The following is a 13,808-nucleotide window of genomic DNA, read 5'->3' as shown; positions in this document are numbered from 1 at the left end:
AAATTATAGTATCGGAGAGAGAAAAATGAAAAAACCTATTATTAGTTTTTTGGTTGCATTAGCTATCATGTTTTCTGTGCTGGGCTTACCCGCCTATGCAGCGGAAGAAGATGCTGGTATCGTGGTTTATCAACAGACTTTTGACGATATTTTAAACAGCCAGGGCGTTGGTTTGACCGATGCCAAGATCAAGGAGAGAGATACCACGTTTGCTATGCTTGGAAGCAGAAGCGAGTATGGTGCAAGCGCGGCAGTTGTCCATACGGTTCATGAAGGAAGCCGCATTATTGAAGATTTTGACAGCATTACTTCACTGGATCAAAATAAAGTATTGACCCTTACCAATAATGTTGGCGCAGATGGTGCGCAATGCTATATTAAAGATAAAACGCTGGAAATAGTGAAAACGGGAACGGGAACCAGTAAGACGGTGGTTCTTAAAGCGGAATTGGGCGGATATGCAGGATCTTCTCCATCTTACGCCGTGGAACTTGACCTTAAGACGTTGTTTGATAACGAAGGATTGACGGTGCAGTTTACCATAGGCGCTGATATGGCCTTTCGGCAGGTGAAAGAACAGGGAAACAAGTGTACGTTTGAATGGTGGGATGGAAGCTGGGTCAAAGATGAAGAAAATTTATATGATTTGACTGATTTTCAGCATCTCACTTTTGTAGTCAATGCGGACAAAACGGTGGATGCCTATATCGGCTCCGGGGCAGAAAAGAGACTGCTGAAGGAAGGGATGCCGCAGCGTGGTAGCACTTCATTTACCACCCTGTCGTGTATCATGGGAGCTTCGCTAAAAGCAACCACGTATGTAGATAACCTTACATTTACTCCTTTGACGGAGCAGGAAGAAGGGCAGGATACATTTCAATATCCGGTTTTGCGGCTGGAAAAAATGGCAAAAGGAACAGGGTCGGCCGCAGAAAGCAAAATGACCTTGGATCCGTATCTTTGCGGCGCCAAAGAGTATACTTATTCGTTTGACCTGCAGTTAAACGCTTCTGCCGGATACAGCGTCAATATTGCCAATGGGGCTTTTATACAGCTTGCTTACACCGATAATGGATATGATGTGAAGGAGTATATACCAGATGGTACCGGCGGGGCCGTGGCCAATGAGGCTTTAGGGACCTATCCCTTTGATAAGCCTACGAATATTGCCTTTCGTATTCATGCCGATGAGGGGACAGCAGATCTGTATATTGATGGGGAAATGATTCAGGCTGGAATCAAACCCCGATATAATTATCGGTTTGAGGACTGGAGATTTACCATCAACAACTCTTCGGTGGGTACGGCCTATTTGGATAATTTCACGCTGACTCTCCATGATGTAGAGGCAGTAACAACTTCTGCAACAAAGGATACCGCCCAAATTGATTTTGAGGATTTCACCCCTGGTGTGCTTCAAACTGGAACCGGCGGTTTTGTCGCAGACAATACACCTGCACTTGGATTGATTTCTGTGACCAATGCACCGGAAGATACAGAAGGAACCAGCGCAGAGCATGGCAAGGCGCTGCGGATGTATAGCGCAATTAAGGGAGACAGTGCACATCCGTCTACCTATAATCTGTCACGTAATTATAAGCATTTGCTGACAGATGCGCTGGAATACACCACTTCCTTTGACCTTTTGCTCACTGGAGATCAAAGTTATAATATTGCAGAAAGAAGCACAGGCGGCGGTGGATTTAAGCTTAATTTTGATTTGGCGCAGGGCATTCTGATTAAGTATCAAATATTAGATCAAGAGGGGAAGGCAGAGTGGATAACCGCAGAACAAAAATTCACTCCCAACACCTGGTTTAACGTGAAATATGTGGTCAATACAGAGACGCAAACGGCTGATTTTTATTATAACGATACATTGATTGCTGAAGATTTGCCTTGCATTTCCAATAGCCCGTTTGGCGGATTGGTTATTTCCACCAACAACGGGACGGTTGGTGAACTGTGGTTAGATAATTTCAGTATGACAGTGAATCAAAAAGCGGCTCCAAAATCTTCTGTCAGCGGCACAGTAGAAGGCGAAAATTTACAGCTTTCGGCTTATGTGTCAGAAGATGAAACAGGCGCACAGGTGTTTGTAGCGTATTATAATACAGATGGAAGGATGACAGGCGCTGTCGTAAAAGATTGTGCGGCCGGACAGGAACTAAAGGAAAGCGTCTCGGTTCCTGCCGATATAGCGGAAATTAAACTATTCCTGTGGTCGGATTTGGAGCCGCTGTGTGAAGCGACGGCCATCTCTGTTTCGCAATGATAAACGGACAAGTGGTAAATCCATTTGCTATGCTGCAAAGGAAAAACCATGATAGTTCGTAAAGAGTCCATCCGTGCGGGGTTTTCAAACCCCGCACGGCTGGCCGTTTTTGGGGCAGTCATCAAAGTCAGGACTTTGCAGACGTACCAACTGCCCTGTGGAAATCATGAGAGAACCGCTTTGGTGCGTTTGCTGATAGGAATAAAAAACGCTTCTCTGATTTGCCGTTGCTTTTTGATGTATCACGAACAAAGATAAAAGAAAGGGCTCCTTATCTGCCCAGGATAGGGTGCAGAAAAATTATAATTGCTGAGAAATATGGGCGGAAAGGCTATGAAATTTTATGAATAGTATCAAGGAATCAAAAAAACCGATTGAATTTGCCTGCGAAATGTGCGATACTGTAATTCGTACCTATTCTGTGGAAAATTTACCTGGTCCAAAAGATCGTTTTAATTATATTCAAGGGGTTTTTCTGTTAGGAATGCAGCGTTGTTATCAGCTGTGCGGCAAGCAGGAATATCTGGATTATATCAAAGCCTGGATGGATTATATGATAGAAGATGACGGTACCATCCGGTGCCAGCAGGCGCTGCTGGATGATTTTATGCCTGCGGTGCTTTTGATTGATTTATACCGCTCGACCGGGGAGGAAAAATATAAAATCGCACTGGAAAGCACCATTTGCAGGCTCAAGCACTGGCACAAAAATCGTTACGGCGGTTTTTTTCATAAAGAAATTACGCCCAATCAAATGTGGCTGGATGGCCTTTTTATGGCGGGACTGCTTCTGACAACCTATGCAGAAGAATTTGATCAGCCGGCGTGGCTGGACGAAATGTATGATCAGGCGATGCTGATGCGAAAATATATTTGCGATCCCAAGACGCATTTGTACTACCACGCCTGGGATGCAGAGCATGTGCAGGAATGGGCAGATCCAAACACCGGACTGTCATCTGAATTCTGGGGCAGAGCCATGGGCTGGGTGGCGGTTGCACTTTGCGATATGCTGGATCATTTTCCCAAAACGCACCCCGGCAGACAGGATCTTATTGATATGCTTTCTGAATTGCTGGAGGCAGTGGCAAAATATCAGGATGCCGAAAAAGGACTTTGGTATCAGGTGATTAACCGGGGAGATGACCCGGAAAATTGGTGTGAAACCTCTTGCTCTTCTCTGTTTGCTTATGCGTTTCATAAGGCAGTACGCATGAACTATATTCCGGCTCAATATGCCGAGACAGCACAAAAAGCCTATGATGGAATTGTGCGTATTTTGCGCAGAGATGAGACAGGAATTGTCATTCCCGAAATTAGTGTTGGAACAAATGTAATGGATTATGCCGGGTATATTGCCCGGCCGCGGATGGAAAATGATAATCATGGGACGGGAACTTTCGTGCTAATGTGCTGTGAATTTGCACTTTGACCGTTTCATATGGTACGGAAAAATGAGGCTAACGGTAAGGAGAAATCTATGAAGTTATTTACATCTGGAGGAAATCATAAAATTGTTTTTGCTTGGTTTGTCTCTTATATGCTTATCCTGTTTTTTACAAGCTGTGTAAACTTTATTGCGTATATTCCAATTGAACAACGTATGGAAGAACAGAATAATCATTATGTAACGGAGCTGCTGGAAAATCGAAAAGAAGAGATGGATAACCTCAGAACGCTGGTGAACAATGCCGCTGTTGAAATTTCCCATAATGAGACCATCAACAGACTGGCATTTTCTACGGAAAATCTTTCGGGCAATAATTACTATCGTGTGGTAGAGGCGGCAGAGGCTCTTGCGGTGTATAAAACCATTGAAAGCGAATTCCAAAACGTGTATGTCTATTTTCATAAGCTGAATTATTGTGTAGGATTAAATACAAGCAATATTGCACAGTCCTATTTTAAGGTGCAGTTTGGAGATCGGCAGATCAAGCAGTCGGATTGGATGAGCTTAATGATTGAAAATCACAACGGAGAGTTTATTGCGCTGCCTTCTGAAAGCGCAGATTATCCCGAAACGGTGCTATATCTGCTATCCCTTTATGGAACAGAACGTTTTGTGCCTGCTGCAACCATTGTAATAGAAGTAAATAGTGATAAATTCACGCCTGCATCAGGTGCAGAAAGCTATAATGAAGCATTTTTCATTATTAACGCAGAAGGAAAGGTCTTTCCGTTTGGAAATCCCACTGAGGAAGCACGAGTACAGGAAATTGCCGATACCTATGGCGTTGCGGACGGTATTTCCACTGTCGGCAAGCAGATTATGATTGCCAATCATTCCGAAAACAGCGAATGGAAGTATCTCTATCTGGTGGACAAGTCGGTTTTTCAAAGCGGAATTCGTGCTGCCCGGCGATGGATTATTACACTGAATATACTGGGCATTTTTGTGGTAATCTTCATTGCCTTTTTATTTGCTCGAAAAAATTATCAGACGGTTCAGCAGATTATCAACCTGTTTGGTTCACCCCAAAAGTCAGAGGAGTCCGGTTTCCGATATATTGAAAGCCGTATCTCTGACATTGTTGCTGAGAATCAGGCGTACAGCAAGATTACAGAAAAGCTGCAGGATAACGTAATTCGCAGCGCTTTTCTTTCCCGTCTGCTCAATGAGCGGGTACATATCAGCAACAAAGAGGAAATGTTAGATTCTTTAGGAATTTCTTTCCCGTATCCATTGTTTCAGGTAGTATTATTTTATATTGAGATTAATGATGATATGTTCTTTGACAACAAAAACGATGATACCGAGGAATCTTATCGTTTAGCACGGTTGATACTTACCAATATTTTGGGAGATTTGCTGGCGAAGGAGGAAATTGTTGCAGAATATTGTGATGTTGAGGGAATGCTTGCTGGGATAGTCAATTTAAAAACAGAAGAACATATTGATAAATTTAAAAAAATCATACAGAAGTTACAAGAATTTCTGCTTAGTAATTTTAATATTCGATTTATGGCAGGCATGAGTGACTCGTATACAAATTCCGATGATTTGCCGCACTGCTATAGCGAAGCGATGTCCTGCATGGAACAGTATTTCTTTTCAAGCAATGATGTGGTTACTTATTCTGAACTGGAAAATACGGAATTGACGGATTGTTACATTCCAAGAAACATGGAAGAGCAGCTGGTCAATGGAATGAAGGTTGGAAATTATGAAATATGCGTAAAAGTATTGGATCGGATTTTTCAGGAAAATATTTTTGCCTCCAATCAATCTGTACAGGCGGCAAAAATTGTTTTATACGAGCTGACAGCCATCATGATTCGCACCATTGCTGAACAAGGCATCATTGATGATGAAAATGCAATATCGGATTTGATTCATATGGTGGATAACATTGGCGTGAATATGGACGCCAAAGAAATTACACGTCGCCTGCAAGGCGTCATGCAAAGCTTTTGTACCAAACATAAACAAGAAACGGTACAAAAAACAGATATATTGACCGATCGGGCCAAATTGTTTGTGGATGAACATTATATGGAACCAGCATTGACCGTTGCGATGATTGCAGAGAACTGCAATGTGAGCATGGCATATCTTTCCACTAATTTTAAGAAAAGGTATCAGAGCGGACTTTTGGAATATATTAATTTGGTGAGGATTGAGCATGCCAAAAAAATTTTAGAAGATTCCAATGACACCATGGAACGTGTGGCAGAGCTGGTGGGATACAGCAATATGCGCAGCTTTTTCCGAATGTTTTCAAGATATGTGGGGACATCACCGAATCGTTACCGTGCTATGATGCTGGCAAAGAAAAAGGAGAGTACGTAATGAATAAGAGGGTATTGTGTTGGGTAGCTTTTTTGATCCTGCTGTGCAGCGGTACTGTTTTGGTACAGGCCTTGGAAGACGGCACGGCGGTGTATGAACAAAACTTTCAGGGCATGGCTGGTTTTGACGGTGCCCAAATCAAGGAAGCCGATTCTCTTTTTTCTTCTATTGGAGAAGATGCTTCTTTGGGCGCTTCTGCACAGATCATTGACAAAGCGACACTTGGTCTGCCCCTTTACATAAGTACGCCAGGAGGAGAAATGCCTGCGTTTACAGATGATTTGGGAGATTTTAGCTTTTTTAAGAGCAATTATATCACACACCGATACGTCGGATATCCCAACACAACCTTGTTCCCGAAATCCAATGAAATTATATGTGAAAAATTTGACTACAAAAACCCCCAAAAGGGAGACCGTATTATTTTTAATAAGACAACAGATGAGGATTGTTATATTGACGTTGCCGCAAAAATTTTTTCTACCTATCGCAGTCAAAAGGTATACCCATATTTCAAACTGTCCGGAGAGTTTCGGTATGCGTTTCAAGGAGACAGCAAATTGTACTTGTTTCAGCTGCGGGAAAACCGTGGAAGCGAGCAGGTCAATGTCTATCCGGTGGCCATTGATAAAAATGGAAATATGACCTTGTTTCATCAGCAAACCGTGAATCAGGCTGTCCAGCAGGGAGAGTGGTTTCGCATTACGATGTATTTAAACTTGGAAAACCATAAAGTGACGCTTTTTCTGCAAGGGGAAAAAATATTAGACAACGCAGATTTTGACAGCAACCTGGAAGTGCTGCATATGATGCGTATTCAGTGCCGCCCGGGTGCATACACCGGAACCTTGGAGTGCAGAAATGTGGAATTTACGGGATTGGATAAGCCCTATGCAGGGCAGCCGGAAGGTGAGGAGACCCGTACATCTATGTTTGGAGATGATCAGGAAATCCGGGATTATTTGGCAGATAAAACCGCCTTTCATTATTACGGAAAAAATGTCTACAGTCATGGTGAAAAATCGGATATGACCGCAGAGCCGATTTACGAAAACGGGGAACTTTATGTTGCGCTGGAGGATTTTAATCGTGCTTATGATTGCGCTGTTGTCCTGAACGGGAATCAGGCCGTTTTGGGAAATCAAAGTGTTGAGCTGAAGAATGAGATCCAAAATGCAGCTGGGGTTCGTCTGGTGCCGGTGCTACAGCTGGCGTCTGCACTGCTGGGACAGTACGTATTTGATGATACCAATGGCTTGATTTTGACCGCCGCTGAACCGCTGCCCTTTGACGTTGTAGATGAAACCCCTTATGATAAGCGCACAATCAACACCGGTTATATCGATCGCTTTACCCCTTTGCAATACATTTATGATTTCCTTCTTTTTGATCGGCCGACAAGAGAAGCGTTATTGGAGGATTTCAATACAGCAACGAATCACGGGGAACAACACCCCCGCATTATGGCAGACGCAGATGATTTTGCCCGTATCAAGACGCTGGCGGAGACGGATCCTTATATGGAACAGGTTGTCAATGATATTATCAAAGGTGCAGATGATGATTGTACACAGTCTCCCATCCGATTTGAATATCAGGATGATTTGCGAACCACCACCATGGCAGATCGGCTGCGGGATCGTATGATGCGCTGTGGTTTTGCTTATCAGATGACAGGGGAGCAAAAATATGTAGATAGTGCCTGGAAAAATTTAAATGCGTTAAATGATTTTCCGGATATTAATCCGGGGCATCCCATTGACACCGGATCCTATGGTGCCGGAATTGCAATCGGGTATGACTGGTTTTATGACGCTTTGAGTGAAGAACAGCGTCAGAATATCCGGGAAAATGCGCTGCGGCTTCATCTGACAGTGATAACGGAGGGATTTTACGGACGTTCCCCGGTACGGGGCGGCAATGATGGCAACATCAATGTCATTGGCTATTATAACAAGTGGATCAGCAATTACAATGCGTGGACCAATTCGGGAAGTCTGATGATGGCTCTTGCGTTTATGGAAGATTATCCGGAGGTATGCAGCGATTTGCTTTGGCATAGCATCCGCAGCCTGGAATATACCTTTAAAAATCTGTATCCAGACGGTTCCTGGGTAGAGAGCACCAATTATTGGACCATTGTAGCAAGGTCTATGGCATATGTTTATACCTGCCTGGAGGAAGTCTATGGCACCAATTTCAAGCTCTCCAATTTTCCGGGAACCAAGGAGACGGGACCTGCCAATCTGGCGCTTCGCAGTATGGTTGCCTCTTATAACTATCACGATTGCGGAGAAGAAAATTCTTATGCCAATTATCCAATGGCGTTTCTGGGACAGTATTTTGATCAGCCGGAACTGCTTGCTGCTCGCAAAGCGACTCTGATTCAGGGATATGACGGACGGATGAAAAAAATCACCGCCGATGTATTTGATGCGTTGTTTTATGATCCGGCGGTGACTATAGATCAGATCAAAACAATGCCCCGTATGTATACCACCCGTGGATTGGAAATGTTCTCTGTACACGAGGATTATACGGATTATGACGGACTTTTTGTGGCGGCGCATGGCGGGCCGGTTTCGTTTTACCATTCCCACAACGACAATGGTGATTTTGTCTTTGATCTCAATGGCGTGCGCTGGGCATATTCTCTGCCAGCCGAAGATTATAATTCATCCTTGCCGGGATCTGAGCGTTATCGAATGCGGACAGAAGGGCATAACACCATCACCATCAACAATAACAAGGGCATGAACCAGCGGAGCAATACGTATGCCCCGCTCATTGCTGCGGAGGAAGGTGAAGACGGCGCCTTTGGCGTTTATGATTTGAGCGAATCCTATGCTGATGCAGATAAGTTTTTGCGTGGTTTTTATGTGGGGGAGAATTACCGCAGCTTAACCATTCGTGATGAAATTACGCTGAATAAGGATCATTCGGAAATTTACTGGTTTATGCACACCCGGGAGAATGCGCAGGTGGTGAATGACCATACCGTTTTGCTTACCTCTCGCAGCGGCAATCAAAGTCTGTTTCTCAGCTTTGAGACAAGTGCCGAATCGGCAGAGATTTCTATCATGGACGCAAAACCCTTGCCATCGTCTCCTCAGGGAGAGGGACAAAATCCCAATACGGGAGTGCGCAAGGTTGCCATTCGTCTGATAGGCAGCGGCAAAGTGACATTGACAGTGCGTTTGGGCGAGAGTGCCGGTGAGGTAAATCAAACGCCCATTGCGGATTGGAGCGTTGCTTCTGATGTGCCGGAACCGCCTGCGGGAGAAGGCGACTTGGTATTGGCTTATGGAAAAGAAATAAATGGTGGAGTTGCGGCAGTGGAGATGAAGATGGATTTCTCTTCACGGTTGGGTGTGTCTCAAAATTATGAATTTTGCTTTGATTTATATCCCAAACTGACGGCAGGTTCCTTTAATTTTTATTTGGGCAGCTACTATCAGCTGGTGTATCAGGAGGATGGTTACACCTTGCGTTATAGACAGAAAGATGATGCCGATTTTACAGAAGCGGGAACATATAAAATGAAAAAATTTATTCCCATTCGAATTGTTGTGCAGGATAAACAAACCGCCGACCTCTATATTGACGAAGAACTTGCAGTTGGAGGACTGTCGGCACGAGACAGGTTTGATTTTACCAAATTTGGATTTGTGCTCAATAATGGAATGAAAGGAAATGTTTATTTGGATAACCTCAAGCTTGTGACATATGATTTATCAGGCAATGATTTGGTATGTTCTATAAACGGGGACTCTTTGAAGATAAAAGCTGCACTTGCAGATGAATATAATCTTCCCCGTGTGATGATAGGATTCTACCAAGATGATGTATTGCTTGATTCCATCATGCTGGAGGATTTTATAGACAAGCGTTTAGAAAAAAGTCTTCCTCTTCCAGCAGAAGGCACAGAGGTCAAAGTGATGCTTTGGGACAATTTGTGTCCTCTCTCGGATGTAAAAAAGTTAGTTGTGTAGGGTAAAATTGCTTTGCGCAGTAAGTTTTGACGAAACGGTTTGAATGCCGGTAGAATGTGAATGGAATGCAGAAGACAGAAAGGATAGGTCAGCAGCATGAATCAAATCAAATATGAAAAGCAGATAGAGGTTCGATACGAAACGGACGTTTGCGTTGTCGGAGGAGGGCCCGCTGGCGTTGCTGCGGCGGTCAGCGCCGCAAGAAACGGGGCAAAAGTATGTCTGTTTGAAAAGGAGCAGTGCTTTGGCGGGGCGGCAACGGTGGCCAAGGTGCCGGCTTTTATGCGGTTTTCAGACGGAGTACATTTTCTTGCAGGGGGGATTGGCCGGGAAATTTTTGACAAGCTTTATGGCAATATCGATGATACAACCATAGAATTTTCAATTCCTGTAGAAAAGCTGAAAACAATTTATGACGACATGGTGTGTGAGGCTGGAATAACGTTTTTGTTTGATACGGCTTTGCTGGATGTGCAAATGTCCGGAAATACGGTAGAGTATGCAATTTTACAAGGACATGAACAGATTTTTGCGGTGAGGGCAAAGTATTTTATTGATGCTACGGGAGACGGGTTTTTGTCTGTGGCGGCCGGAGCGGATTTTGCCTTTGGAGACAAGCAGGGAAACACAATGCCTGCGACCCTGTGCAGTATTTGGGGAGATATTGATTGGAGCCGGGCGGTGGTAGAGCTTGGGCGTGACCCGGATAATCGTTGCCTAAAGCAAGCGTTTGAAGATGGCGTTTTTACAATAAAAGATCCGGGTTTACCAGGAATGTGGCGTTTTGACAGACATTACGGCGGCGGAAATATTGGACATGTTTTTCATGTGGATGGAACAGATGAAAAATCTATCACAGACGGAATCGTGCAAGCGCGAAAACGAATGCGGGAATATGAATACTATTATACGCATTATTTGGAGGGTTATGAAAATGCCAAATTGCTGCTTACGGGGGATATTTTAGGGATACGGGAGACGCGACGTATTGTATGCGAGTATATGGCTCGCTTAGAGGATTATCAAAATCACGCCGTTTTTGCAGATGAGATAGGCAGATATTGTTATCCCATTGACATTCATTCCCATACCATTGGTGTTAAGACAGAAGAGGGAGAATTTTATGCCCAAGGATATCAAAAAGGAAAGAGCTATGGAATTTCTTATCGGTCTTTGCTTCCTAAGAAATTAGACAATGTACTTGTTGCCGGAAGGTGTGTTGGCGCAGAACGGGCGATGATGGGATCCATGCGAGTCATGCCATGCTGTTTTATTACAGGTATGGCGGCGGGAACCAGCGCCGCTCTGGCAAATAAGGCAAATGCAGCGCTGCGGCAAATAGATATGCATGTGTTGAGAAGTCTGCTGATTCAGCAAGGTGCATATTTACCCTAAATATTGAACTAAAGTGTGAAACAAAGCTATAATAGTTTATTAATAGATTTTTGTTGAGACAACTCCGGGTTTTGTGTAAAGTGTTTACGACACCTCCAAGATGATATATAATAATATATCATTTTGGAGGTTTTAAAAATGCCAAGGTACAAATTAAGTCCGGAAGAACGGGCAGCAGAAAAAGAAAGAAAAGAAAATTTAAGAAAGTTAATGCAAGGAATAGATGTCAAGAATTTTGATAGAACTTTCCGCAATTCCATTCAGCGCAACATTGAACTTTGCAGCCTTATCTGTATCACGGCCTCTTGTGTTTCTACAGGTAAGTGCGGCTTCTGCATTTTCCTTGCCCGGAATCGTAAGAACCACCTTAGGATACTGTGGCAAGATTCGCAGATCCGTCAGGTTTTTGTGTACAGACAATAGTTATCGGGTTGGGAGAGGTCCGTTGCGATGCCTTCGGCAAAGTGGTTTTTTCATGTGTATCAATACCTTTCTGCATAAAACTGTGTTAAATAGATTTTCCCAGATCATAGGCCTGTTGAAGTTCCGGCTTGCCTTTGATATCACCTACATCCATGTTTCCTCCTGCCAAAATATGACCGAGGTTTTTCCATCTGAGATGTTCCATAAGATGATCATAGTAAAGTACGGCGTCAGCAAAACCATTGCCTTCTGCCGCCATTAACAGAGCTGATGATTTATTTTCTCTGAGAAGATTTTCTTCTCCTTCTTCCAGTGCAAACAAACGGTCAAGAGCTGTTTTGAGTTGTCCGCTGATTGTCCAATAATATAAAGGACTTGCAAGAATAATGATGTCACTGTTTTTAACTTCCGGATAAATTTTCGCCATATCATCCTTTTGAACACAAGGACATTCCTTGCCGCTGTGTCCGCCAAAGCAACCCTTACAACCGTGGATATCCATGCTATTGAGAAAAAATTCTGTAACTGTGTTCCCGGCGCTTTCTGCGCCCTTTGTAAACGCTTCTACAAGAGTAGCGGTGTTTCCTTTTTTACGAGGACTGCCGTTCAATATCACAATTTTTTTATTCATTGATCATAGACATCCCTTTCCAATTAGATTTTATCTGCCAGCGCAGCCGCTTGCAGGCAACCATCTGTCTTATCAATATCTCCCACATTCAAAACACCCGGAATCAGCACTTCTCCTATCATGTTCCATTTGTTAAGTGCAGCGGTACGCTCTATAGGAACTCTTACTCCGTCCAGAACAGTCATATCATTTTCCTCACAGCAGGCAATCAGAGCGCAGCCCTTTCCGAAAATATCTTTACCGCCAACGACCAATGAGTAGATACGATCAATTACACCCTTGATTTGAGACGGTATAGAATACCAGTAAACCGGCATAGTGAAAACAATTACATCGGATTCCAATATGACTGGCGCAATAGTATTGAAATCATCGTCAAAAGAACAAGCCTTTCCGGTTTTAAAGCATGTCTCGCAAGCGTGGCAACCGCCAATTTTCATCATTGCGGCATCAAATCTGGTTACGCTATGCCCTTTTGCTTCGGCAGCTTTGATAAATGCATCCGTCATAGCGAAACTGTTTCCGTTTTTTCTGGGACTACCCGTGATTACAACAATTTTTTTACTCATATAAAATTCCTCCTTTTAGGCTTAAGTTTGACATGTTTTACTATTCATGCTATAATTATATCAAGAATTAATAAAAAAACAAGTACGCACATTAAAGTGCGATACTTACATCAATGTCTAATACTTACCTATAGGAGAGTGTAATATGAGCGAACGTTGTATTTCTAATGAGACTTTGGGGACTACCGGATTTAGTTATACCCTTTCACTAATAAATGGAAAATATAAGATGACCATACTTTATACACTTATGGAATTTGGAGTTGTACGCTTTAATGAAATGAAAAAATATATAGGAGAAATTTCCTATAAGACGCTTAGTTCCTCTTTAAAAGAATTAGAAGCAGATCAGCTTGTTCATAGGGAAGAGTATCCACAAATCCCACCAAAAGTGGAATATAGCCTGACCGACAGAGGAAAATCTCTAATTCCTATCTTAGATAGTATGTGCGAATGGGGTGACAAAAACAGAATTTGAATTACGCTTTAAAAAGAAGATTTGATATATAGTAAATGTATCATGGTACAGATTTATTCTCACACCTTTTTATAATTTCATTTTTCTCATTGGTTAACCTCTATCCAACCACGCGACTATCGCGTGGTTCAGCGTGTCGATAAAGTATCGACACGCTGGCAGATGCCGAAAAAGGAAGTTAGATTTTCCGTAATCGCTTTCGTCGGCGTACAAAGGTACGGTAGAGAGCGATTGCGGGAAAAGCAAGCAATGACG

Annotated in this window: 10 protein-coding genes; 7 read left to right on the top strand and 3 right to left on the bottom strand. The window is 43.2% G+C overall.

The genetic code is table 11. From position 1 onward, the window contains the following. Window positions 1-25: 25 nt before the first annotated feature. From INF28_RS01395 to INF28_RS01370, 6 genes are all read left to right on the top strand, one after another. Window positions 26-2,275 carry a hypothetical protein gene (locus tag INF28_RS01395; RefSeq protein ID WP_226391687.1) on the top strand — a complete coding sequence of 750 codons (2,250 nt, stop codon included), beginning with the start codon at window positions 26-28 and terminating at the stop codon, window positions 2,273-2,275. 48 nt (window positions 2,276-2,323) lie between these two features. Continuing rightward, entirely contained in the window at window positions 2,324-2,533 is a 210-nt protein-coding gene (locus tag INF28_RS01390; RefSeq protein ID WP_226391686.1) for a hypothetical protein, read from the top strand. Window positions 2,534-2,618: 85 nt separating this feature from the next. Continuing rightward, a complete protein-coding gene (locus tag INF28_RS01385; RefSeq protein WP_226391685.1) occupies window positions 2,619-3,707 on the top strand; it encodes a glycoside hydrolase family 88/105 protein in 1,089 nt (362 codons plus the stop codon). 48 nt (window positions 3,708-3,755) lie between these two features. Further along, entirely contained in the window at window positions 3,756-6,065 is a 2,310-nt protein-coding gene (locus INF28_RS01380; RefSeq protein ID WP_226391684.1) for a helix-turn-helix domain-containing protein, read from the top strand. Next, window positions 6,065-10,057 (top strand): heparinase II/III domain-containing protein, encoded by a 3,993-nt coding sequence (locus INF28_RS01375; protein ID WP_226391683.1) that lies wholly within the window; start codon window positions 6,065-6,067, stop codon window positions 10,055-10,057. Before INF28_RS01380 ends, INF28_RS01375 begins: the two co-directional genes overlap by 1 nt. Window positions 10,058-10,153: 96 nt before the next feature. Next, window positions 10,154-11,452: an FAD-dependent oxidoreductase gene (locus INF28_RS01370; protein ID WP_318961697.1), complete on the top strand. Its 1,299-nt coding sequence runs from the start codon at window positions 10,154-10,156 to the stop codon at window positions 11,450-11,452. A 207-nt stretch (window positions 11,453-11,659) separates the two neighbouring features. Here INF28_RS01370 and INF28_RS01365 read toward each other — a convergent pair whose 3' ends face one another. The 3 genes from INF28_RS01365 to INF28_RS01355 form a co-directional block, all read right to left on the bottom strand. Next, window positions 11,660-11,872, bottom strand: coding sequence for a hypothetical protein (locus INF28_RS01365; RefSeq protein ID WP_226391682.1), 213 nt, complete (start codon window positions 11,870-11,872; stop codon window positions 11,660-11,662). A gap of 88 nt (window positions 11,873-11,960) precedes the next feature. After that, window positions 11,961-12,506: a flavodoxin family protein gene (locus INF28_RS01360; protein WP_226391681.1), complete on the bottom strand. Its 546-nt coding sequence runs from the start codon at window positions 12,504-12,506 to the stop codon at window positions 11,961-11,963. A 23-nt stretch (window positions 12,507-12,529) separates the two neighbouring features. Continuing rightward, the gene (locus INF28_RS01355) at window positions 12,530-13,075 is read right to left on the bottom strand and encodes a flavodoxin family protein (protein ID WP_226391680.1); all 546 of its coding nucleotides are present in this window, start codon (window positions 13,073-13,075) and stop codon (window positions 12,530-12,532) included. A gap of 145 nt (window positions 13,076-13,220) precedes the next feature. Between INF28_RS01355 and INF28_RS01350 the strand changes: the two genes are divergently transcribed. After that, window positions 13,221-13,553 (top strand): winged helix-turn-helix transcriptional regulator, encoded by a 333-nt coding sequence (locus tag INF28_RS01350; RefSeq protein ID WP_226391679.1) that lies wholly within the window; start codon window positions 13,221-13,223, stop codon window positions 13,551-13,553. Window positions 13,554-13,808 lie beyond the last annotated feature (255 nt).

This window comes from Ructibacterium gallinarum, assembly GCF_014982785.1.
GTDB lineage: Bacteria > Bacillota > Clostridia > Monoglobales > Monoglobaceae > Ructibacterium > Ructibacterium gallinarum.
The sequence above is the reverse complement of the archived record's forward strand: the minus strand, read 5'-3'. Positions and strand labels throughout refer to the sequence as shown.

Excerpts from the sequence above, each read along its gene's own strand:
- INF28_RS01395 (WP_226391687.1), top strand. The coding sequence starts at position 26 with ATGAAAAAACCTATTATTAGTTTTTTGGTTGCATTAGCTATCATGTTT.
- INF28_RS01390 (WP_226391686.1), top strand. The coding sequence starts at position 2,324 with ATGATAGTTCGTAAAGAGTCCATCCGTGCGGGGTTTTCAAACCCCGCA.
- INF28_RS01385 (WP_226391685.1), top strand. The coding sequence starts at position 2,619 with ATGAATAGTATCAAGGAATCAAAAAAACCGATTGAATTTGCCTGCGAA.
- INF28_RS01380 (WP_226391684.1), top strand. The coding sequence starts at position 3,756 with ATGAAGTTATTTACATCTGGAGGAAATCATAAAATTGTTTTTGCTTGG.
- INF28_RS01375 (WP_226391683.1), top strand. The coding sequence starts at position 6,065 with ATGAATAAGAGGGTATTGTGTTGGGTAGCTTTTTTGATCCTGCTGTGC.
- INF28_RS01370 (WP_318961697.1), top strand. The coding sequence starts at position 10,154 with ATGAATCAAATCAAATATGAAAAGCAGATAGAGGTTCGATACGAAACG.
- INF28_RS01360 (WP_226391681.1), bottom strand. The coding sequence starts at position 12,506 with ATGAATAAAAAAATTGTGATATTGAACGGCAGTCCTCGTAAAAAAGGA.
- INF28_RS01355 (WP_226391680.1), bottom strand. The coding sequence starts at position 13,075 with ATGAGTAAAAAAATTGTTGTAATCACGGGTAGTCCCAGAAAAAACGGA.
- INF28_RS01350 (WP_226391679.1), top strand. The coding sequence starts at position 13,221 with ATGAGCGAACGTTGTATTTCTAATGAGACTTTGGGGACTACCGGATTT.